The organism is Flavobacterium sp. ENC (assembly GCF_020991415.1).
GTDB lineage: Bacteria > Bacteroidota > Bacteroidia > Flavobacteriales > Flavobacteriaceae > Flavobacterium.
Map to the genome: position 1 here is coordinate 274,751 of NZ_JAJMOY010000001.1, position 22,699 is coordinate 297,449.

At 34.5% G+C, this 22,699-nt stretch carries 19 protein-coding genes; 11 read left to right on the plus strand and 8 right to left on the minus strand.

The annotated features are described in order from the left end of the window. The first annotated feature begins 59 nt into the window (after positions 1–59). The 6 genes from LPB89_RS01105 (at position 60) to rpe (ending at position 7,204) form a co-directional block, all read left to right on the plus strand. Positions 60–1,286, plus strand: coding sequence for a DUF4249 domain-containing protein (locus LPB89_RS01105; protein ID WP_230699892.1), 1,227 nt, complete (start codon positions 60–62; stop codon positions 1,284–1,286). Positions 1,287–1,306: 20 nt separating this feature from the next. Then, on the plus strand, positions 1,307–3,061 hold the full coding sequence (locus LPB89_RS01110) for a hypothetical protein (protein ID WP_230699893.1): 1,755 nt from the start codon (positions 1,307–1,309) through the stop codon (positions 3,059–3,061). A gap of 149 nt (positions 3,062–3,210) precedes the next feature. Next, positions 3,211–3,762, plus strand: coding sequence for an RNA polymerase sigma factor (locus LPB89_RS01115; RefSeq protein ID WP_230699894.1), 552 nt, complete (start codon positions 3,211–3,213; stop codon positions 3,760–3,762). Next, positions 3,752–5,227: a porin family protein gene (locus LPB89_RS01120; RefSeq protein ID WP_230699895.1), complete on the plus strand. Its 1,476-nt coding sequence runs from the start codon at positions 3,752–3,754 to the stop codon at positions 5,225–5,227. Before LPB89_RS01115 ends, LPB89_RS01120 begins: the two co-directional genes overlap by 11 nt. An 84-nt stretch (positions 5,228–5,311) precedes the next feature. Beyond that, positions 5,312–6,175: an RNA polymerase sigma factor RpoD/SigA gene (locus LPB89_RS01125; RefSeq protein ID WP_007804760.1), complete on the plus strand. Its 864-nt coding sequence runs from the start codon at positions 5,312–5,314 to the stop codon at positions 6,173–6,175. A 366-nt stretch (positions 6,176–6,541) separates the two neighbouring features. Continuing rightward, complete coding sequence (rpe, locus tag LPB89_RS01130) at positions 6,542–7,204, plus strand: ribulose-phosphate 3-epimerase (RefSeq protein ID WP_230699896.1); 663 nt, start codon at positions 6,542–6,544, stop codon at positions 7,202–7,204. On the opposite strand, the gene LPB89_RS01135 is transcribed toward rpe, so the two are convergent. Together LPB89_RS01135 and LPB89_RS01140 are read right to left on the minus strand one after the other, a co-directional pair. Further along, on the minus strand, positions 7,181–7,960 hold the full coding sequence (locus tag LPB89_RS01135; protein WP_230699897.1) for a DNA/RNA non-specific endonuclease: 780 nt from the start codon (positions 7,958–7,960) through the stop codon (positions 7,181–7,183). The genes rpe and LPB89_RS01135 overlap by 24 nt on opposite strands. Positions 7,961–8,047: 87 nt before the next feature. Further along, on the minus strand, positions 8,048–10,234 hold the full coding sequence (locus tag LPB89_RS01140) for a carboxy terminal-processing peptidase (protein WP_230699898.1): 2,187 nt from the start codon (positions 10,232–10,234) through the stop codon (positions 8,048–8,050). Positions 10,235–10,438: 204 nt separating this feature from the next. On the opposite strand from LPB89_RS01140, the gene surE reads away from it, so the two are divergent. The 5 genes from surE to LPB89_RS01165 all read left to right on the plus strand — a co-directional run bounded on the left by surE (position 10,439) and on the right by LPB89_RS01165 (position 15,277). Beyond that, complete coding sequence (gene surE / locus LPB89_RS01145; protein WP_230699899.1) at positions 10,439–11,218, plus strand: 5'/3'-nucleotidase SurE; 780 nt, start codon at positions 10,439–10,441, stop codon at positions 11,216–11,218. Beyond that, positions 11,211–11,483: a hypothetical protein gene (locus LPB89_RS01150; RefSeq protein ID WP_154338894.1), complete on the plus strand. Its 273-nt coding sequence runs from the start codon at positions 11,211–11,213 to the stop codon at positions 11,481–11,483. The genes surE and LPB89_RS01150 overlap by 8 nt, the downstream gene beginning before the upstream one ends. Before the next feature lie 65 nt (positions 11,484–11,548). After that, complete coding sequence (gene lpxB, locus LPB89_RS01155; protein WP_230699900.1) at positions 11,549–12,667, plus strand: lipid-A-disaccharide synthase; 1,119 nt, start codon at positions 11,549–11,551, stop codon at positions 12,665–12,667. A 10-nt stretch (positions 12,668–12,677) separates the two neighbouring features. Beyond that, the gene (locus tag LPB89_RS01160) at positions 12,678–13,163 is read left to right on the plus strand and encodes a C40 family peptidase (protein WP_230699901.1); all 486 of its coding nucleotides are present in this window, start codon (positions 12,678–12,680) and stop codon (positions 13,161–13,163) included. 53 nt (positions 13,164–13,216) lie between these two features. Continuing rightward, complete coding sequence (locus tag LPB89_RS01165) at positions 13,217–15,277, plus strand: ComEC/Rec2 family competence protein (RefSeq protein ID WP_230699902.1); 2,061 nt, start codon at positions 13,217–13,219, stop codon at positions 15,275–15,277. Here the strand turns inward: LPB89_RS01165 and LPB89_RS01170 are convergent. From LPB89_RS01170 to LPB89_RS01195, 6 genes are all read right to left on the minus strand, one after another. Beyond that, positions 15,269–15,718: a thioredoxin family protein gene (locus LPB89_RS01170; protein WP_230699903.1), complete on the minus strand. Its 450-nt coding sequence runs from the start codon at positions 15,716–15,718 to the stop codon at positions 15,269–15,271. The two genes, LPB89_RS01165 and LPB89_RS01170, sit on opposite strands and share 9 nt — an antisense overlap. 269 nt (positions 15,719–15,987) lie before the next feature. After that, positions 15,988–16,440, minus strand: coding sequence for a thioredoxin family protein (locus tag LPB89_RS01175; protein WP_230699904.1), 453 nt, complete (start codon positions 16,438–16,440; stop codon positions 15,988–15,990). Positions 16,441–16,660: 220 nt separating this feature from the next. After that, positions 16,661–17,128, minus strand: a complete 468-nt coding sequence (locus LPB89_RS01180; protein ID WP_230699905.1) for a thioredoxin family protein — start codon at positions 17,126–17,128, stop codon at positions 16,661–16,663. A 53-nt stretch (positions 17,129–17,181) separates the two neighbouring features. Next, positions 17,182–18,666 (minus strand): peptide MFS transporter, encoded by a 1,485-nt coding sequence (locus LPB89_RS01185; RefSeq protein ID WP_230700534.1) that lies wholly within the window; start codon positions 18,664–18,666, stop codon positions 17,182–17,184. A 1-nt stretch (position 18,667) separates the two neighbouring features. After that, a complete protein-coding gene (locus LPB89_RS01190; protein WP_230699906.1) occupies positions 18,668–20,344 on the minus strand; it encodes a peptide MFS transporter in 1,677 nt (558 codons plus the stop codon). Positions 20,345–20,380: 36 nt separating this feature from the next. Next, positions 20,381–22,552, minus strand: coding sequence for a S9 family peptidase (locus LPB89_RS01195; RefSeq protein WP_230699907.1), 2,172 nt, complete (start codon positions 22,550–22,552; stop codon positions 20,381–20,383). Positions 22,553–22,699 lie beyond the last annotated feature (147 nt).

Below are 22,699 nucleotides of genomic sequence, written 5' to 3' on the forward strand. Positions count from 1 at the left end.
TAGTTACTATACCAAATATGTCGGTAAGAATAAAAAAAGAGAATACAAATTACCTACTTATGAAATTTATAATTCAACATATCAACTTTTTAGGCAGGACAATTGCTTTAGTACTTTTTTGCCTTTTTATGAGCAGTTGTACCGAGCAATATGCTTTTCAAACCAACACCTTTGAAAGCATACCGGTTGTTCAGGCAATCCTTACCAATGAATTAAAAAAACAGGAAGTAAAAATCACCCGATCCTATCGTCTGGAGGAAAATGGCCCAACTCCTGAAAAAGGAGCAACTGTCTTCATCACCGATAGCGATAATAATACGTATGAATTTGAATTTGAAGAATTCTCTGGTCTTTATGTTTCAAACACTGCTTTTCAGGCGGTTCCCGGAAAATCATACCAACTGAATATAACAACCCCTGACGGAAAATCGTACTCGTCTGAACCAGAAACCTTAACTCCTATTACTGAAGTACAGGTGGAACCTAAAATCGAAACAATCGATGGCCAAAAAGGGGTACAGATAGTAGTGACCAGTTATGACCCGGCTTCAAAATCACAATTTTACAGATTCGAATATGACGAAACTTATAAAATAGTATCTCCCGACTGGAAACCCAATAAACTAATCTTAGACCCAAGCAATCCGGGTCCTGATTTTACGTATCTGACGGTGCCCAGAGATAATGGAGAATCAAGAGTTTGTTATACCACTAAAAAATCAGATGATTTGCTGTTAATCAGCAACGTAGGCCTTGGTGAGGACCGAATCAATCTGCCAATCCGTTTTATAGATGTAAAAAGTCCGATCCTGTACGAGCGATACAGCATTGTAGTCCGTGAATATGTTCAGAATCTGGCCTCATATACCTATTATAAAACTTTAAAAAACCTTTCCACCTCCTCAAGTCTTTTATCACAAGTTCAGCCGGGTTTTAATTATGGTAATTTAAAATCAAATGATAATTCCGACGACAAAATAATTGGCTATTTTGAAGTATCGTCCGTTTCATCAAAAAGAATCTTTTTTAATTTCAGGGATATCTTTAAAGACGATCCTTACCCGCCTTTTATTGCAGATTGCAGTCAGACAATATCATTGGCTAACTGTTTTACAGACAAATTCTGCAGAGGGCCGCAAATATATTCGATAGTTACAGGGGCCGGAACAGAGTATGTGTTTTTTGCCGCTCTTAATAATAACACTACCTATGTTTTTACTCCTGCACCTTGTGGTGACTGTACTAAAATTTCATCTAACATTAAACCTTTATTTTGGATAGATTAAAACGAATAACCAGCACAATAATGCTAATAGCAATAAATACTTTTGCTATTGCTCAAAATAGTTCATTAAACAAAAATGAAACTATTAGTACAGCTACGACTGAAAATATATTTGTTCATTTAAACAACACAACATTAATTACCGGAGAGACACTGCATTGCAAATTGTATTGTACCAATCCGGCCAATAATGCTTTGAGCAAAATCAGCAAAATTGCTTATGTTGATCTTATCAACAGTGACAATCAGGTTGTTTTTACCAATAAAATTTATCTGGATAACGGAAAAGGACAGGGCGAATTTTTCATTCCGGCCACAATTGAAACAGGCAACTATAGACTTATTGCCTACACCAAATGGATGTTGAATAAAAATGATTTTAAAACTTCTAAAACGGATCTTTTAGTAATAAATCCTTATTTAGCTGCTAAAAAATCTAACCCAAATAAAAATTATAACTCCCAGAGCCAGGAAACAAAAGCATTAGAGAGTGCATCTGTTGCAGAAAATCAAATTAAGGATAAAAATTTCGCAATAACATTAGATAAAAATACATTTCAGGAAAGAGAACTGGTTCAGTTAAAAATAAACTCTTTAACTCCTGAAATCAAAAAAGGAAGTTTTTCTCTTTCGGTAAAGAAAATTGACAATTTGCCTGCGAAAAGACAAATAAACGCTTCAGAGTTTGTAAAATTAAATTCTACTAATGAAATCACAAACCGAATAAATGATTCGATCCAGTTTCTTCCTGAGCTTAGAGGAGAAATTATTTCCGGCACTATTACAAATAGCAAAGACCCTAAACAGGTAAGCTATAAAAACGTAGCATTATCTATTCCCGGTAAGGAATTTGCCTTTAAAATAGTTCAAACCAATCAATCCGGAAGATTCAACTTTGTTCTGGATAAAAATCCAAATTATTCTAACGTTGTGGTTCAGGTATTGGAAAATGATAAGAACGACTATAAAATAGAAATCGATAAAAAGACAGGCTACAGTTTTTCCGATTTAAAAACGAACGATGAGCTATCCCTGACTGCAGATTACAAAGAAGCTATCGAACAAAGATCCGTTGCCAACCAGATAGAGAATTCGTATTACCCGCTAAAAAAAGACAGTATAGCGGCAAATCAGAGTACTTTTCCGTTTTATCATCCGCTGGAAAAAGAATATGTACTGGCTGACTATACAAAATTCCCTACCCTAAAAGAAACTATCACAGAAGTTGTAAAAGAGATGTATTATCGCGAAAAGGACAATAATTATTCTTTAAATCTAAGAGATATCAATTACGACCTGGAATATTTTTCGGAACCGGCTTTGGTATTGGTGGACGGGCTTTTAATTCAGAATGTAAATGAATTATTTACTTACAAAACAGAAAACATCTATAAAGTAAGCATTGTTCCGGGCGTCTATTTTTATGGTCCAAAAGCTTTTAATGGCGTAATCAATTTCACTACTAAAAACACTGATTATGTAACATCGGCAAGTGGCAGTTATATTTTGAAAACGGAGATTCAAAGACCTCAGAATAAAATCATCGCTTTCAAAGAAGATTACACCGATAAAAGCAAATACGAAAGAATTCCGGATTTCAGATATCAATTGCTTTGGCAGCCGGAATTAACTTTAGAAAACAAAGAAAACATAATCTCCTTTTTTACTTCTGATGTTTCAGGAAAATACGAAGTAAACCTGGAAGGATTTACAAATGAAGGAACTCCTGTTTCCTTAAAAGAAACTTTTGAAGTAAAAGATTCAACGGTAAATTAAAAAATAAAGCAATGTTTTTCTCCGAAAAAAACCCTTGTTTCTAAATCTGGAAACAAGGGTTTTTCATTTATTTTCAATTTCACCACGCAACCTTTTTATCATTTTAATACTATTGATTATAAAACGTAAGTTAGAATAAAAAATAAAATTTGAATTTAGACCAACTCATCAAGGACTGTTGCAGGCAAAACAGAAAAGCACAAGAAGCGTTATACGAAATGTATAAAAAGACTCTTTTTGTGTTAAGTCTCAAATATTGCCCCAATGCTGCAGAAGCAGAAGACAATCTTCACGACTCTTTTATTGAAATTTTTACCAATATAAAAAAATATAAAGGAGATGGAAGTTTTGAGGGCTGGATTAAAAGAATCACCATCAACAAGGCAATAACCCGGTACAAGCAATCGTATACGCTCACTGCTATCAAAGACGATTATCCTGAGGACCATACTATCAATGAAACTGAAATTGATTTGCCTCTGGAAACTATTTTATCTTTTGTTCAGGAGCTGCCTCACCAATATCGTCTGGTTTTCAATTTATACGAACTGGATGATTACTCCCATCAGGAAATCGCAGCAATGTTATCAATATCCGAAAGTACCTCAAAATCAAACTTACACAGGGCAAAACAGATTTTGAAAGAAAAAATCAAATCAAAAAGCACATTTTATTATTCTAAACGGAAAAATGGAAAATAGAACTGAAATAGGAAAGAAAATCAAAGGCAAGTTAGCTGATTTGGATAAAAATCCAAGTGAATTTGTCTGGTCCAAGATTGAAACCGATCTTAATAAAAAAAGGAACAAAAGAATTTTATCCTGGATATTTTCAGGCGCAATTGCTATTGCGTTTATTGCTGCAATATTCTATTTTAATTCAGATTTTCAGGACAAAACTCAAAAAACGGCAGCTCATGCAAAACAAGAAACTAAAACTTCTACAGCAAAATCAGATCTTGTATCAGATCAAAAACAAAATCAGGGATCAAATCCAAAACTGCAAAAATCAGGATCTGATATCGTTACCCGAGTTAAAAAAACCAAAAGTGTAAAACTAGTTAAGGAATCGAGCAAACTGGTGACTTCTACAAATGAGTACGAAGAATACGAAGTCGTAAAAAAATACAAAGTCATACTTAAAAAAGAACAGGTAACCACGAAACTATTAAAGTCGGGAACCGTAAAAAAAACGATTCAGCCAAAAGCTCAGGAAAATAAACTACTGGTAAAAAAAAACAAAACTACAGACCCAAAGTCTAAAAAAAAGACCAAAAATCATAGTACAAAAGCCGAAAAAACTGTCTATAAACCCCTAGTCAACGAAATTCCTAAAAAGAACGCTACGGAAAAAGACGCTGCAACACCAACAAAAACGGAAAACATTCCACGAATAATTGAAGTAAAAACCGATACCATTGCAAAAATTGACAGTCTCAAATTAAACAAAGGCACACTTCCGAAAAGAGCCTATAAAAAAACCGTTTATACTACTGAAAGCAAAGAATCAGATCCGGAAGTGAGTATATCCATTTTTTACGGTCCCGCCATTTCAGGATCTTTAAACAGTGCCTCAATGATCGATCCATCTATGGATAACTTGGCTAAAAAACACCCAATCACTTCGCATTATGGTATCTATGTAAAAACCATGTACGACAGAATCGGTTTTAGGGCGGGATTTTCTAAAATAAACTTAAAAAATTCAACCCGATTAGATAAAGATGAATTAATAGCAAATTATAACAATATCGCATTAAAGTCTGAAATTAATATAAAACAAACCTTTGCCGGTTCAAATGAAGTGGACTTAGTACAAAAGCTATCCTACTATGAACTTCCAATAGAATTTGTATATGCTTTCAAAAAAGAGGAAAGTAAAATCGGAATGGAAGCTTTTACGGGATGCAGCTTCTTAATTTCAGACAAAAACCAGCTTTCCCTACAATCTGAAAAAGTTGCTATGCAAAATATCGGGGAAGCAAAAAATATTTCAGGCATCAATTTTTCATACAATTTAGGAATAGGAATCAGCTATAAATTAAATTCAAAATTTAATCTGGACATCAATCCTCTCTTCAAATATTATTTAAGTACTTTCAAAGAAAGCGGCGACGCTAAACCGTATAGTTTCTCACTTCAATCCGGCGTTAGTTATAAATTTTAAAAATATTTTTCAATTCGTTGTAACTTTTTCTCCACTTCTTACGTATAACTATTTGTACACTTTAAAAAATAGGGAGACAACAACATGAGACAACTTAAAATCACCAAGCAGGTAACCAATCGTGAAACTGCATCGTTAGATAAATATCTACAAGAAATCGGAAAAGTTGACCTGATTACCGCTGATGAAGAGGTAGAATTAGCACAAAGAATAAAGGCCGGTGATCAAAGAGCTTTAGAAAAATTAACAAAAGCCAACCTACGTTTCGTAGTATCTGTGGCAAAACAATATCAAAATCAAGGATTAACACTTCCTGATTTAATTAACGAAGGAAACTTAGGTCTGATTAAAGCGGCTCAGCGTTTTGATGAAACACGTGGTTTCAAATTTATCTCTTACGCAGTTTGGTGGATTCGTCAATCGATCCTTCAGGCTTTGGCAGAACAATCACGTATTGTACGTTTACCATTAAACAAAATTGGTTCTATCAATAAAATCAACAAAATGTACGCTTTATTAGAGCAATCTAACGAGCGTCCGCCTTCTGCTGAGGAAATTGCAAAAGAACTTGACATGACCGTAAATGATGTAAAAGAGTCCATGAAAAACTCTGGCCGTCACTTATCTATGGATGCACCTCTTGTTGAAGGTGAAGATTCTAACCTTTATGACGTTTTACGTTCCGGAGAATCTCCAAATCCTGACAGAGAATTAATCCACGAATCCCTTCGTACTGAAATTGAACGTTCGTTAGAAACATTAACTCCAAGAGAGGCAGATGTAGTTCGTTTGTATTTTGGACTTGGCGATCAGCATCCAATGACATTAGAAGAAATTGGAGAAACTTTTGACTTAACCCGTGAACGTGTACGCCAGATTAAGGAAAAAGCGATCCGCAGATTAAAACATACTTCAAGAAGTAAAATCCTTAAAACTTACTTAGGATAACATATATTTGTTTCAGGTTTAAAGTTTCAGGTTGATCAAAACAACTTGAAACCTTAAACTTGAAACAATTTTAACGCAAACAACAGTTTGATTGACTGTTCGTTTTTTGATTGATGATTGAAACTCCGGCTGATTACCGGAGTTTTTTATTTTATTTTTTAACCGAAAAGCACACAAGGGGTTTACGCAAAGTTCGCCAGATTTTTTTGCTGTTTATTTTAAAAATATATGAAAAGCACAAGCTTTGCGAACTTTGCATTTTTCACAAAATCTTATAAGCCAAAAATCTTTGCGTGCTTTGCGGTTAAATTTTACTGCAAATCATAAAAAATTTATCTTTGTAAAAAAACAACACACCACTACACAATGAAAAATACACTTATTGCACCTTCTGTTTTAGCAGCTGATTTTGCCAATTTACAACGTGATATCGAAATGATCAATAACAGCGAGGCTGACTGGTTTCATATCGATATTATGGACGGTGTTTTTGTTCCCAACATTTCTTTTGGAATGCCTGTTTTGGAAGCTATTTCGAAACATACTAAAAAATATATTGATGTACATTTAATGATTATCGATCCGGATCGTTACATCAAAACTTTTGCTGATTTAGGAGCAAATGGATTAACCGTTCATTACGAAGCCTGCCCACACCTGCACAGAACATTACAGGCTATAAAAGCCGAAGGAATGAAAGCCGGAGTAGCGATTAACCCTCATACCAATATTGATTTATTAGAAGACGTTATCAATGACATTGATCTTGTCTGCGTGATGAGTGTCAATCCCGGATTTGGCGGACAATCCTTTATTGAAAATACCTATGCCAAAGTAAAAAAACTAAAAGAACTGATTACCCGCAAAAATGCTTCTACAATTATTGAAATTGATGGTGGTGTAACCAATAAAAATGCAAAACAACTAGTAGAAGCCGGAGCAGATGTTTTGGTTGCCGGAAGCTTTGTTTTTAAAGCCGAAAACCCCACAGCAACTATTGCTGATTTAAAAGTCCTGACTGCTTTTTAAATTTTTCAAATTCGGGAAAAAATCAATTCCTGTTTTGTTTTCGATAGTTTCAACAGGAACTACAAAATCGTAAAGCGAATTATCACTGTCTTCATTTGGCACTAAAAATGCAATGGCTTTGTGTTTATTGCCTGATTTAGCCAGAATGATTTTATAAAAATACTTAGGAACAGCAACCTCTTCTGTTCCTATTTTTTTATCTGAATCTTTCAAAACTCCTCCCGTTACGATGTAAATATCATTATATTTTTCTGCCCAATAACGTGTTTTCTGCTCTATTCTATTCCAGATACCACTATTAAAATCATGCTTTTGGGGTGAAATATTTGAGGTATAAAAAGTGTCAGTATAGGCATTAACATCAAACTCCATATCGCCCGCCGGACAAAGATGGCCTTTGTCATATCCTGATTTTTTATAATTTCTCCAATCGGCAGAACCTGTCGTTACCTTAGGGTCTGCAATAAAATACGGACGCTTATAATTCCCGTTTTTTAAATATTCTTTTTTTAATTCATAAGCAACCCATTCCGCCTGCTCGAACTTTTCGTTATAAGAAAGTGTGTAATATTTATGATTCACAATCTGTTTCGTTGTAGATGTTGGCAAATAAGCCACTGTGTACAATGAATCAGAACTACTTTGATCAGACGTAAAATGGGGCTGCTTTTCTACCACTGCCTTCTTGATTTCCACTTCATTTTTACAGGAAAAAAACACAAAATTCATCAAAACCAAAACAAGAAATTTTCTCATATTCTTATACTTAAAATCCATAAAAAAAACGCTCCGTAAATATAAACTTTCGGAGCGTTTTAATAACAAATTAATCTTCTGTAAAAATTAAGATTTTACTAATTTATCTTTTTTTAATTTCGAAGAATTATTTTTAACCATAGAGGATTTATTAGTCTGTAAATCATCTAAAACATTTAAGGCTTCTTCTACATAAACATCTTTTGATAATGCCTGGTGCCAGGCCTCTCTTTTCTCTTTTAAGGTAGCATCGTTTTTAATTTCAAGCTCTTCATAAGGTAAAGACTTAAACACTAAATTATTTTTATACTCTGAAATTGGTTTGTATTTTTTACCTTCATTTTCAACCTGCTCCTGAGTTGCCTTAAAGCTTGTAATATTTAAGCTATACGTATTCTCTTTACTTTTAATATCAATCCATTTTGCATTATCTTCAATTAATTTAAATTGAGAATTCTGAGCAATTCTGCTGGTACTGTTTGCGATAGCCTGATTGAATTTTTCATTTGAAGTCCAGGTACTGTAATCAGCCGGATCTATTTTATCCCATGGCATTGCATTATCAATATCACGTTCTCCCATTTTCAGGTAAGCATAACGATCTGGCATAACAACGTCACTATGAACACCTTCTAATTGTGTTGAACCTCCGTTGATTCTGTAAAACTTTTGTCCTGTAATTTTCAAAGCACCTAAGTCTCCGTAATTGGCATTACGAACAAACTGGTTCAGATCAAGTACATTTTGTACCGTTCCTTTTCCGTACGTTTGTTTACTTCCAATAATAACGCCACGTTTGTAATCCTGAATTGCGGCAGCCAAAATTTCCGATGCAGAAGCAGAGAAACTGTTTACCATAATTACCAACGGTCCATCCCACTCGATTTTTTTATCTTTATCGTATAGCACTTCTTTCTTTTTACCGGCAGATTTTACCTGAACAATTGGTCCTTCCTCGATAAATAAACCGGCAATATCAACTACTGTAGATAAAGACCCTCCTCCATCATCACGAACATCAAGTACGATTCCGTTGATATCTTCTTTTTTAAGTCTTTCTACTTCAAGAGCAATATCTTTTCCGGCATCACGGCCATCTTTATTTTCAAAATCGATATAAAATTTAGGCAAATAAATCACCCCGTATTTCAATCCGTTTTTCTCTACAATACTGGATTTAGCGTAGGTTTCCTCTATTTCGACTACGTCTCTTATAATAGAAATAACCTTGATGCTTCCGTCTACTTTTTTAACGGTAAGTTTAACCTCAGTACCTTTATGCCCTTTAATTTTCTTCACAACATCATCCAGACGCATACCTACAACATCTACAGGCTCTTCATTTCCTTGTGCTACTTTCAAAATTAAATCACCGGCTTCCAGTTGTTTTCCTTTCCAGGCAGGTCCGCCTGAAATCAATTCATCAATCTGGGTAAAGTCATTTTTCTTTGTCAGTCTCGCTCCGATCCCTTCCAGTTTTCCACTGATATTCACATCAAAACGGTCCTTTTCTTCCGGTGCAAAATAACTTGTATGCGGATCAAAACGTGTCATGATAGAATTTACATACACAGAAAACCAATCTTCCTTATTCAAATCCTTGATCAGGCTGAAATTATCATCGAGGGATTTCAAAGAACTCTCACGGGTTTCTTTTTCTAAAGTTTCAAAAGATTTTGCTTTATAAGCAGGATCTGTTTTCTTTTTATCCTCTTCTAATTTTTGCTTTGTCACAAGAGAAGAAAGCGTTGAAAGTTTAATTTGCTTTCTCCATCTTTCGTTGATTTCAACTGCATTTTTAGCATAAGGCAAATGCTCATAATCAGCATTAAAAGTCTCATCAACATTGTAGTTGAAGGGCTGTGCTAAAATAGTCTTATAACGTTTTTTGCTTTCTTCCATACGTTTCATCAATCTTGTATAGGTAAGATTGAAAAAAGTAAGGTCCTTATTTAGGAACTGATCGTCCAGCATCAGCTCATATTGCTTGAATTCATCAATATCAGACTGAAGGAAGAATCTTTTTGAGGGATCCAGCGCGTCTATATAATCTTTAAAAATTCCCTTAGAAAACTCATCGTTAATTTCTGCAGGACTGTAATGTCCTTTTTCAATAACAAAGGCAAGTAATTCTAACAGGGTTTTATCTCTGTTTGGATCCGGATCAACTGTCTTATCGGCATTTATTTTAAAAGCAAATAAGGTCAACGACAAGCATAATACGGCTATAAGTATTTTATAATTTCTTTTCATAAATTTAATAATAGCATTCATCAATTTTTTAATCTAAGTTACGGTAAAAACTATGCCAGTTAAGCCAAGTTCACTATAATTTTTTGTTAAAGATATAAAAATGTTTTACTTCCCAAAGTTAACTTTTATTTAGTTGACAAATTTTATTTTATTTGTTACTATTCTAAGAAATTCTGTCACTACATTTGCTTTTCTTATCGTTTAAACTGACAAATATTTGCCACCATGAAACAAGAAAAACCACTTATATTAGTCACCAACGATGATGGTATTCTCGCTCCGGGAATCAGAGCTTTGATAAGTGTTATGGAAACCATTGGAGAAGTGCTGGTTGTTGCACCGGACAAACCGCAAAGTGCCATGGGGCATGCCATCACCATCAACAATACGCTGTACCTCGATAAAATTTCAGGAGAAAATGACCCTATTGCAGAATATAGCTGTTCCGGAACCCCGGTCGACTGCGTAAAACTGGCCGTTAATGAAATCCTGAAAAGAAAACCGGATCTTTGTGTTTCCGGAGTGAATCACGGTTCAAACTCTTCTATAAATGTAATTTATTCCGGAACCATGAGTGCCGCGGTTGAGGCAGGAATCGAAGGAATCCCGGCCATCGGATTTTCTTTATTAGATTATGACTGGAATGCGGATTTTGAACCTATAAAGTCCTTTATAAAAAGAATAACTCTCGAAACTCTTGAGAATAAACTTCCCAAAGGAATCGTTTTAAATGTCAATTTTCCGAAATTAAAGGAAAATGAAATCAAAGGAATAAAAATCTGCCGTCAGGCGAAAGCGTATTATGCCCAAAAATTCGACAAAAGACAAACGCCCTTCGGCAAAGACTATTACTGGCTGACAGGGAAATTTGTAAACGAAGACAAAGGGGAAGACACCGACGAATGGGCACTGGAAAACGGATACATTTCGGTCGTTCCTGTTCAATTTGACTTAACGGCCCACCATTCTATACAACAACTTAACACCTGGAATTTAAATGAATAAAAAAGAACTGCTCATCGGTTTTATCGTTGGAATTTTTACTTCTCTTTTAGGAAGTTATTTATTTATTACGTTCTTCACTCAGTTTGATCTGGCAACAGGATTCAAGACTATTAAAGATCATGGTTATTTAGGAAAAATTATCACTTTGGGAACTATTTTAGACCTTGCCGTTTTTGCCATTCTTTTAAAAAAAGACAAGGAATTTATGGCTCGTGGCGTTATCTTAGCGGTGATTGTACTGGCAATTTCTACTATGTTTATTTAAATCTTATCTTTGCGTTGCAAAAGTTAGTTTTAAAAAAAGCAGAACACATCCTCAAAAATACGAATATGAAATACTATATAATAGCCGGTGAAGCTTCGGGAGACCTGCATGGTTCTAATTTAATGAAAGCCCTTTATGAGGAAGATCCCCAGGCTGAAATTAGATTCTGGGGCGGTGATTTGATGCAGAAAGCAGGAGGAACTTTAGTAAAACACTACCGGGAATTGGCTTTTATGGGTTTTATTGAAGTTGTTTTCAATTTAAAAACCATTTTATCGAACATTACTTTCTGCAAAAAAGACATTACGGCCTTTAAGCCCGATGTGATTGTTTTTATTGATTATCCGGGTTTTAATATGCGTATTGCAAAATGGGCCAAAGCGCTTAATTACAAAACGCATTATTATATTTCCCCGCAAATATGGGCCTGGAAAGAAAACAGGATTAAGGCTATCAAGCAAGATGTTGACAAAATGTTTGTCATCTTACCTTTTGAGAAAAGTTTCTATGAAGATAAACATCATTTTCCCGTTGATTTTGTGGGACATCCTTTAATTGATGCTATTCAGAACCAGCCTCCTTTTGATGAAGCTGTTTTTAGAAGAGAAAATCATTTAAGCAACAAACCAATTATAGCCGTTTTACCGGGAAGCCGTCAGCAGGAAATTATCAAGATGCTGAGCGTAATGCTGAGTGTTGTAGATGATTTTCAGGAGTATGAATTTGTAATTGCAGGTGCCCCAAGTCAGGATTTTGAATTTTACCAGCAATTTATCACCAACAAAAACATCAAATTTATTTCCAATAAGACCTACGATTTACTTCGGTCTTCAACAGCGGCCTTGGTGACATCAGGTACGGCAACGTTGGAAACAGCTTTATTTAAAGTTCCGGAAGTAGTTTGTTACAAAGGAAGCAACATTTCCTATCAGATTGCAAAACGTATTATTACCTTAAAATACATTTCTCTTGTCAACTTAATTATGGATCAGGAAGTGGTAACGGAATTAATTCAGAGTGAGTGTACTACCAAACGCATTAAAGAAGAATTACAAAAATTACTGGAGCCTGCCTATCGCGAAAAACTGCTGAAAAATTATGACATTTTAGAGCAGAAATTAGGCGGAATCGGTGCCAGTAAAAAAACAGCAAAACTTATTGTTGCTGATTTAAAACAACTTTAAAATTTTTGTTTTGAAAAAATTACTCGTTTTAGCTCTATTATCTATCATATTTGCTTCCTGCAAATCAGGTTCGGCAACCGTAGACAGAAATGAACCGAAACGGGAAAACAAAAGTACGGTGAAGCATTTAATTGATACCGCCACCGATAATATTGGTGTGCGGTACAAAGCAGGAGGTACAACTAAAAGTGGCTATGACTGCTCGGGCTTAGTTTTTACTACGTTTCAAAGTGAAAACATTACAATGCCCCGAAGTTCCTACGAGCAATCAAAAATTGGAAAAATAATATCTTTTGATGATGCCCGAAAAGGAGATTTGATTTTCTTTAAAACCAACAAAAGCAAACAAATCAATCACGTTGGCCTTATTACGGAAAGGACAGGCGCTGAAATAAAATTTGTACATTCTTCAACCTCAAAAGGCGTTATAATTTCATCAACCAAAGAACCGTATTATCAAAATTCCTTTGTTCAGATCAACAGGGTTATTGAATAATTATTTTTCGATATAATATTATTTTTCTTACAAAATTTTAATACTTTTAGACCATGAAAGTATTAGATTTCCCGTTGGCTAAAGTTACCATCAGTTTTATATTAGGCATATTGGCTTGTTATTATTGGCAACCAACAATTTTTATGGCCGGCTGTATTTTAATAATTACAGGACTTGTTTTTTCTGTTCTGTATTTCTTGTCCGGGAAAAGCAAAAGACTACTCCTTTTTTTCGGAATAAGTAGCTGCCTTGTTTCCTTTTGGTTTGGCATTATTACCTTATTACTGCATAAAGATTCTTTAAAGCCATCCAATTATATCCATTATAAAAAAGCTTTCGAAAACGAACAACCTATTTCTTTCACTTTAACGGAACAATTAAAAAGCAATACCTATAATGATCGATATGTTGCTTCTTTAAACTATATTAACAGCATTACTTACACTGGAAAAATTATTGTGAATATCAAAAAAGACAATACCCGGAATACACTGCTTATCGGGAATACGATTCAGACTGACGCTATTTTACAGCATGCAAAATCCCCAAAAAATCCCAATCAATTTGATTATGCCAAATATCTTTCTAACAAGAACATTTATGCGCAGCTATATATTTCAAGATCCGAAATAAAGGTCAGTAAAAAGATCAAAAAAGACATTTGGTTTTATGCTGCAGGAATACATTCAAGAATAATTCATAATCTTGAGAAAGCACATTTCAATAAAACGGAAATGAATGTCGCAATGGCATTGATTTTAGGGCAGCGCCAGGAAATATCATCCGATATCATCAAGGATTATCAGTATTCCGGAGCAACACATATTTTGTCTGTTTCGGGGCTTCATGTTGGTTTTATAATGTTATTTATATTATTTATTTTAAAGCCAATACCCAATACAAGAAAAGGTTCCTTTATAAAATTAATCGCCATATTAGTTTCCTTAAGTCTTTTCGGGATTATTTCAGGACTTTCGCCTCCGGTTTTACGTTCGGTTATCATGTTCTCTTTTCTTGCAATCGGAAATCATCTGAGAAGAGGCAGTAATATTTACCATACTTTACTGGTTTCTGTTTTGCTGATCTTATTATTCGAGCCTTATTTTTTATTTGATGTTGGTTTTCAGCTGAGTTACATTGCCTTATTTTCTATTCTCTGGATACAGCCCTTACTAAAAGAGCTTTGGAAACCGAAAAACAAAATTTACAATTACATTTGGGAAGCTTTAGTGGTTTCATTTGCCGCTCAGATTGGAACTTTTCCGATTTGTTTGTACTATTTTCATCAATTTCCCTGTCTGTTTTTTGTGACCAACATTCTTATTCTTCCGATTTTGTCTTTTATAATGATTACAGGAATTGTGGTAATGATAATTTCCGCGTTTTACAGCTGTCCTGTTTTATTAATTAAAATTTTCGAAAAGAGTATTTACATTCTAAACCTCATTACACATGGTGTAGCTTCGCTGGAATCCTTCGTAATTCGTGACATTGGCTTCAATTCTTATTATCTCCTTGCTTTTTATGCACTGACCGTTACTACTGTCTTTTGGTTCAAAAAACCAAGTTACCCTAAATTGATCGCCATTTTTATTTCTGTAATTTTTGTACAGATCACCTTTATTATGACCAAAAAAGATCTTGAACAAAGGCAGGAACTAATCGTATATCATGTCAAGGGAAAGACGGTTATTACAGAAAGAAACGGAAAAGACATCTTTCTTTTTTCGAATGAGAATGTCGGGAATAAAAGTTCTGAAAAGTATCGACTGAATCCTGCTATAATTGAAAATTCCGATTCCATAAAATCCCTAAGCAAAATTAAAAATACCTTCTTTTTTAACCACCACAAAATCCTGTTGATTGATAGTAGCGGTGTTTACAAAAAAAATAGCTGTCCCGATATTTTGATTCTTACCCAATCGCCAAAGATTAATTTAGATCGCCTGTTACTTGATTTAAAACCCAAACTAATAATTGCTGATGCATCAAACTCGTACTCAATTCAAAAACACTGGAAGATGAGCTGTGCAAAAAAAAGAATCCCATTTCACTCAACCGGCGAAATGGGATTCTATAAATTAAACCAGGAAATTACTACTGGTTTATTCTGATGGATTTAAAATCATTTCCGATTGAGATATCCAGCTTTTTGCGCCTTCATTTTTATAGGATAATTTTCCAAGTGCCTGAAACATTGTCTTTCCATTCCTGGTGTTAGCAAAGGCAAAACACACTTCCGGTAACTCGATAATATTAAAAGCATTTTTTAATTTAATACTTTGCTCTTTTATCTCGCTTGAAGTCTCAGCAGATAAATCCAGTTTTACTAATATCACTTTTTTGCGGGACCAGTTCTGAAATTCGATCGTATTAAAAACCTCTCTCTGGATACTTTCAGAGGCACCTGTTCCGGTAAATAAAATTAGCAGGGGTTTTCTTTGTTCATTACTCAGTGCAATTGCATCAGTCACGTTTGTGGTCCAAACTACATTCTGTGCCTTTGTCAAAAATGTAACTAAAAAAAATAGTAGGATAAGTAGTTTTCTATTCATGGAATTCAGTCAATTAAGTTAACAAATAAAAACTAAATTAACATAATGGACATAAAAAACAATAAATATTATCACTAAAAACGAACTAAACATGAAGTAAAATGATATTTATTATTAAAACGTTAAATATTTTATATAATAAAAAAAATAAGGACTTTAAATAACAATACTTCATGTGCTGTTTCTAAAATGTAAAAAAATATCCCTTTTTGCTTTGCGGCAAAAAGGGATTCTACAAATTAAACTAAGAAACTTAATTTAAATTTTATTCATTCGCTTGGATGCAAAATAGCATCTGATTCTGAAATCCAGGATCGTGCACCTCCAGGCTTGTATGCAATTTTCCCTAATGCACTAAAAGTAGTTTTGTTTTTCCTGATCGAAGCACTTGCATAACATACTTCCGGTAAATCTACAACCCCAAAAGCATTTTTTAATCTAAGATTTTGCTCTTTATCACTATCAGATGCATTAATGTCTGATAAATCCAATTTTACAAGAACAACATTGTCTCTTGACCAGACAGCAAAATCCGGTGTCTTAAATATTTCATTTTGAAGATTATCCGGCACACCTGCGGCGGTGAATAATATCAACATTGGTTTTCTTTGTTCATTACTTATTGCAATGGCATCGGTCATATTAGTTCTCCAGACTAAATTTTGAGACTGCATTAAAAATGAACCTAAAAAGAACAGTAGGATAAGTAATTTTTTGGTCATATCGATAGGTTTTGGTTAGATTAGCATAACGAAATTAACATAATATTTTAATTTTCCAACTTTTATTAATACAAAAAATACACTATTTGTTTTTTTTACTATAATTAAATATTAAACTAATAATTACACAAAACACAAGTGGATACTTTTTCTTACTAAACAAAAAAACTCCTTACGTTACCGTAAGGAGTTTTTTAAAAAATTATAAGGATTTATTCTTTTAAGATTTATTTGGATGTACAATTCCGTCAGCAACTGCTAACCATGCAGATGGTCCTCCGGCAACATATCCTGTCTGACCAAGGCCTTTAAAATTAACTTTTCCGTCTTTGGCTTCAGCACTTGTGAAATAAATGGTCGGGAAACCCTGTATTCCGAAAGCCTGCTGCAATTCGTTATTCTGATTTTTTAATTCAGGAGTCTGAGGCGTTCTTCTTGGATAATCCAATTCAACTAAAACAACATTCTGACTTGCCCATTTTGTAAATTCAGGTGTTTTCAAAACTTCATTTTGCAATCGGATACACCAGCCACACCAGTCGCTTCCTGTAAAAAACAACAGCATAGGCTTGTTTTCCTTATTGCTTATTGTAATGGCTTCTTTGACATCAGTGTACCATTTTAATTCCTGTGCCTGTGAAGTAAAAGCACCCACTATAAACAGGGCAACTAAAAATATTTTTTTCATGATCGTTTTAATTTTTTACAAATCTAAACAAAATTTGAATTGCAAAATGTCGTCTATTTTACTTCTTGCATTAATTTTCTAATAATTGGCGAAATTGCAATTAAAATAACTCCGGCAACAACAGAATAAATAGCCAGCTGATAATATCCTTCCGTGTAAGACTGCAGCTTAGAAAGCAAGGTAACACCCGTATTTGACCTGGATATTTCAGCACCTAATTTTCCGGCGAATAGTTGTCCAAACGCACTGGCCAGAAACCAAAGCCCCATCATCATACCAAATAATCTTTTTGGCGATAACTTCGTAATAATGGACATTCCGATTGGTCCTAAACAAAGTTCTCCAATAGTAGTTACCAGATAAGCAAAAGTAAACACATTTAAAGAGGCAATACCTTCAGAATTTGCGAAGAATTTCGTGAGATAAAAAATATAAAAAGAAGCTCCCAAAAACAAGAATCCAATTCCGAATTTAATTAAAGTATTAGGTTCAATTCTTTTCTTTCCAAGCCAGATCCATAAGAGACCAATAAGCGGACTTAACACGACCACAAAGAAGGTGTTCGAACTATTATTTACAACATTGGGATCAATGTTAAAAAACAACAGTTTATTACTTAAGTTATCTTTAGCAAAAAGAGATAACGAACCACCACTTTGCTCATAGATTGCATTAAACAACAAATAGAAGAATACAAACAAAAAGGCTGCAAAGAGCTTTTTCTGCAGTTTCACATCCCCTAACTTAATTAGTTCATATGTAAAATAAAGAACAGCAATGATACCGATTGTATACATGAAATAATCTGTATAATCTGTATTTTTTACCATTATAAAAATAAACGGCAAGCTTAAAATTGATACGGCATAAACTGCTATCTCGCGAATTCTTCTTTTACCGGGCTCTAAATTTAATAATGGAGAATCTCCAATCGGGCCTAAATATTTTTTGGTAAATAAAAACGTAACCAAACCTAAAAACATGACTATTGCTGCAGACAAAAAGCACAATTGCCAGGAATAATATTTCCCGAGATAAATACATAAGGCACCTCCTAAAAGACCTCCTACATTGATCCCGGCATAAAACATTCCGTAACCTGCGTCCCGTCTGTGATCATCTTCGTGATATAATTCCCCTACCATTGAAGAAACATTCGGTTTAAAAAAACCTGTTCCAATAATAGAAAATGCAATCCCGTAGTAAAACAGCACCTGTGGTGAAAAAGCAATCAAAAGATTTCCTAGAATCATGACGATTCCACCGAAGAATAATGATTTTTTGAACCCTAATACTTTATCGGCAAAAATACCTCCGATAAAAGTAAAAGCATATACAAAAGCCTGAATAGCCCCATATTGTAAATTAGCATGTTCATCTTTCAGTAAAAGCTGATCTACCATAAAAAATGTAAGCACTCCGCGCATTCCGTAAAAACAGAAACGTTCCCACATTTCAACAAAAAACAAATACCACAATTGTTTTGGATAATTGCCCTTAAAATTCTGAATTTCTTCTAACGTAATTGTTTTCTCCATTTTATCTGACTCCATGCATCATTTTTTTCAGGAACGGAGTCAATGCAAACAATACAAGTGCCGCGATACCTGTAAGAACAACAAATACCATAAAAAACTCATATAAGTTATGAATTTCAAAACCGGCAAAAAAGTGATTGTGTGCACTAATCTGATGTTGATCCAACAAAGCCAGTTGCTCTGCAGTTGGTGTTATTTTATTATCTAAAACTGCCTGAAGGTCAATTCCTAATTCCTTTGCTTTTTCAAATTTATCGCCTGTTGCTGGCAAAATAGATCCTAAAGTTCCTCCTAAGGCATACCCTGACGCATTAGACAGGAAGAAAACCCCGTATAACAATGAGGCAAAACGCTTTGGAGATAATTTACCTACCAATGATAAACCAATTGGAGACAAGCACAATTCTGCACATGTATTTAAGAAATACAATAAAATAAGCCATTTTACCAATAACAAACCAGAAGTTCCGATATAGGAAACCTGTGTTGCAATCATAAAGAAACTCACGGAAATAATAACCAGACCAACGGCCAGCTTAACCGGTGAAATCGGCTCTCTGTTATTAGCTCTCAAAGAATCCCATAAAATACTAAACGGCACGGCCATTACTACCACGAACAAACCATTAAAAATCTGCACCATCGACGGAGGCATTTGCCAGCCGAAGAAATGTCTGTCTGTCTGATTATCGGCAATAAAAGTCAATGAAGAACCAGCCTGCTCAAATGCAGCCCAAAAGAAAATAATAAAGAACGAAACAATATAAATTACAATAATTCTGTCTCTTTCGATCTTTGTCAACGAAGTATCGGATATAATTAATCCTGCCAATGACAATCCACTGGAGTAAATCAACGTATAAATTAAATTCTGACCTACCGCATAATGAAAAAAGAATCCTAATGCTATAAAGGCAATTCCCGCAATAGTCAGTGCTTTACCGGAAAAATTAGCTTTTTGAGCTTCTCCTTCTTCAAAATCTTCCGCCACATTTTTAGATGGAAGACCTCCTAACGGTCTTCCTTCCGGAGAAACCACATATTTATTTTTCAGGAAATAGAAAAGAACTGTTCCGATAAGCATAGCTCCGGAAGCTGCCATAAATCCCCATCTGAAAGCGTGTATATCTCTAATTCCACCAGAATCCTTAACGTCTCCCAACAAAGGACAAATAGATTGCCCTAAGAAAGCTCCAATATTAATTCCCATGTAGAAAATAGTAAAAGCAGTATCCAGTTTTGTTTTTTCCTGTTTTGGGTACAAACTTCCCACCATACTTGAAATGTTCGGCTTAAAGAATCCGTTACCAAAAACAATAACCCCCAAACCACAGTACATGATAATTTTAGCCAGAGGTAAATTACCCTCAAACAAACTACCGCTGGTAAACAATAACATTTGTCCTGTTGCCATCAATAATCCGCCTAAAAGGATACAATTTCTATTCCCTAAAAAACGATCGGCCACAAAACCACCCAACATTGGCGTCAGGTAACAAAGTCCAAGGAAACCTCCATAAATTAAAGACGCTTCTTCTTCCTTCATCAATAATGAATTCACAAGAAATAAAGTTAATAAAGCTCGCATTCCATAAAAGTTGAATCGCTCCCACATCTCCGTTCCAAACAATACCCAAAGTCCTTTTGGATGCCCAGTTTTTACTTGAGTTTCTCCCATATTATTCATTATTTTTAAAGGTTAATAAGATTTAGATTATAAATTTTCTTTGATAAAGTTAGTCATTTTATTATAAAGCTGAATTCTGGTCTTTCCACCATAAATACCATGATTTTTATCCGGATATATCTGAGAATCAAACTGTTTGTTTGCCTGAATTAAAGCTTCCATCATTTGCATTGAATTTTGCACATGAACGTTATCATCACCGGATCCGTGAATCAATAGAAATTTACCTTTTAACTTATCAACATGATTGATAGGAGAATTTTGATCATATCCGCCTGCATTTTCCTGAGGCGTCTGCATGTATCTTTCCGTGTAAACACTGTCATAAAAACGCCAGTTGGTTACCGGTGCAACAGCGATGGCCATTTTGAAAACATCATTCCCCTGAAAAATACAGTTTGAAGCCATAAAACCTCCATAACTCCATCCGAAGATTCCAATTCTTGAAGGATCCACATACGGATAAGCACCAATTACTTTGGCAGCATCAATCTGATCTTCCACTTCGTATTTTCCTAATTGTAATTGTGTTACTTTTTTGAAATCAGCACCTTTAAAACCAGTTCCTCTTCCATCCACACAAACTACAATATAACCTTGTTGTGTAAGTGATAAAAACCAGTAATCATCTGTATTGTTCCAGTCATTGTTTACCTGTTGAGATCCCGGACCAGAATATTGGTACATGAAAACAGGATATTTTTTCGAGGCATCAAAATCTTTTGGTTTTAAAATCCATGCATTAAGTTCGTTTCCTTTAGCGGTTTTTAGAACTAAGAATTCTTTGGCAGGAAGATTATACCCTTTCAATTTGTCAGCAAGTGCCTGATTGTTTTCGATAACCTGAATTTCTTTTCCTGTTTTTGACTCATTTAAAGTATAAGTCGTTGGTACTAAATTACTGGAAAAAGTAGTAATGAAATATTGGAAATTTGGACTAAAAGTCGCAACACTTGTTCCCACTTTTGAAGTTAAACGTACTTTGTTTTTTCCATCTAAACCAATTCTGTAAATATCTCTGTTAATGGAACCATTCTCCGTAGACTGATAGAAAACAGTTTTTGACTTTTCGTCGAAACCGTAGTAGGAAGTTACTTCCCAGTTTCCTTTTGTAACCTGATTTTTTAATTTTCCGGCTTTATCATACACATAGATATGATTAAAACCGTCTTTTTCGCTTGTCCAGATAAAACTATTGTCTTTCAGGAAAGTCAAATTATCCGTAACATCTACATAAGCTTTGTCTTTTTCATTCAAAACTACTTTTGCGGCAGCCGTTGTTCCATCTACAAACAACAAATCTAAATTGTCCTGATGGCGGTTTAAAACCTGAGCCGATAATACATTAGCATCATTTGTCCACTGTAATCTGGCAATATAAAAATCATTGTAGTTTCCTAAATCAACTTTTTTACCTGTATTTGCTGCAGCATCATAAATATGCAATGAAACCAGTGAATTTTTCTCTCCTGCTTTCGGATATTTAAAAGTCTCAATTGTCGGATATAAATCTTTATGAAACATGGACATCGAGAATTCCGGAACGGCACTTTCGTCAAAACGGATATACGCTAATTTTTTACTGTCTTTACTCCAGTCAAATGCTCGTACAAAAGCAAACTCTTCTTCATAAACCCAGTCGGTAATACCATTAATGACTGCATTTTTCTTACCGTCAGTTGTAACAGCGGTTGCTTTTTTTGAAGCTACGTCGTAAATGTATAAGTTGTTTTCTCTGGCGTAAGCTATTTTGGTTCCATCAGGAGAAAAAGTAGGCTCCTGAATTTGAAAGTCAAACAATTTGGTTAGTGACTTCGAAGTGATATCGTATAAAAAATAATCTGCGGTAAAAGAGTGGCGGAAAATTTTATTGGAGTTGCAGGCAATTAAAATCTTTTTTTCTGAAGCATCAAAGGTATAGCTGTCGATACCGTCTGCAAGTTCCTTATGATTTTTGGTATCAATTAAATTGGATACTTTTTTCAGCGTTGCAAAATCATATAAGTCAATCTGCATACTCCGGCTGGCCTGATCAACATTCAACACCGTATACTGATCTGTATTTTTCAGGGATTGCAGTTCATCCATCCCCTTGGCGCGGAAAGTCCCGCCATAAATATTCTCAACAGTGATTTTTTGTTGTCCGAAAACGGTACCAACTAATAACAAAAATATTACAGTAATTTTACTTGCATTCATTAGAATTATTTTAAATATAAAAAAGAGCCCAATTTTAGTAAAAAAAATAAACATAATACACATTTCAAGTGTTAAATGTTAAAAAAAATAACGATTGCGTACTTTTCAATTTTCAAATAGATTGCAAACAAAACCCCAGAATTGGTA

What these genes read in the sequence shown, in the direction of transcription:
- LPB89_RS01105 (WP_230699892.1), top strand. Translation starts at nt 60, where the DNA reads ATGAAATTTATAATTCAACATATCAACTTTTTAGGCAGGACAATTGCT.
- LPB89_RS01110 (WP_230699893.1), top strand. Translation starts at nt 1,307, where the DNA reads ATGCTAATAGCAATAAATACTTTTGCTATTGCTCAAAATAGTTCATTA.
- LPB89_RS01120 (WP_230699895.1), top strand. Translation starts at nt 3,752, where the DNA reads ATGGAAAATAGAACTGAAATAGGAAAGAAAATCAAAGGCAAGTTAGCT.
- LPB89_RS01125 (WP_007804760.1), top strand. Translation starts at nt 5,312, where the DNA reads ATGAGACAACTTAAAATCACCAAGCAGGTAACCAATCGTGAAACTGCA.
- rpe (WP_230699896.1), top strand. Translation starts at nt 6,542, where the DNA reads ATGAAAAATACACTTATTGCACCTTCTGTTTTAGCAGCTGATTTTGCC.
- LPB89_RS01135 (WP_230699897.1), bottom strand. Translation starts at nt 7,960, where the DNA reads ATGAGAAAATTTCTTGTTTTGGTTTTGATGAATTTTGTGTTTTTTTCC.
- LPB89_RS01140 (WP_230699898.1), bottom strand. Translation starts at nt 10,234, where the DNA reads ATGAATGCTATTATTAAATTTATGAAAAGAAATTATAAAATACTTATA.
- surE (WP_230699899.1), top strand. Translation starts at nt 10,439, where the DNA reads ATGAAACAAGAAAAACCACTTATATTAGTCACCAACGATGATGGTATT.
- LPB89_RS01150 (WP_154338894.1), top strand. Translation starts at nt 11,211, where the DNA reads ATGAATAAAAAAGAACTGCTCATCGGTTTTATCGTTGGAATTTTTACT.
- lpxB (WP_230699900.1), top strand. Translation starts at nt 11,549, where the DNA reads ATGAAATACTATATAATAGCCGGTGAAGCTTCGGGAGACCTGCATGGT.
- LPB89_RS01165 (WP_230699902.1), top strand. Translation starts at nt 13,217, where the DNA reads ATGAAAGTATTAGATTTCCCGTTGGCTAAAGTTACCATCAGTTTTATA.
- LPB89_RS01170 (WP_230699903.1), bottom strand. Translation starts at nt 15,718, where the DNA reads ATGAATAGAAAACTACTTATCCTACTATTTTTTTTAGTTACATTTTTG.
- LPB89_RS01175 (WP_230699904.1), bottom strand. Translation starts at nt 16,440, where the DNA reads ATGACCAAAAAATTACTTATCCTACTGTTCTTTTTAGGTTCATTTTTA.
- LPB89_RS01180 (WP_230699905.1), bottom strand. Translation starts at nt 17,128, where the DNA reads ATGAAAAAAATATTTTTAGTTGCCCTGTTTATAGTGGGTGCTTTTACT.
- LPB89_RS01185 (WP_230700534.1), bottom strand. Translation starts at nt 18,666, where the DNA reads ATGGAGAAAACAATTACGTTAGAAGAAATTCAGAATTTTAAGGGCAAT.
- LPB89_RS01190 (WP_230699906.1), bottom strand. Translation starts at nt 20,344, where the DNA reads ATGGGAGAAACTCAAGTAAAAACTGGGCATCCAAAAGGACTTTGGGTA.
- LPB89_RS01195 (WP_230699907.1), bottom strand. Translation starts at nt 22,552, where the DNA reads ATGAATGCAAGTAAAATTACTGTAATATTTTTGTTATTAGTTGGTACC.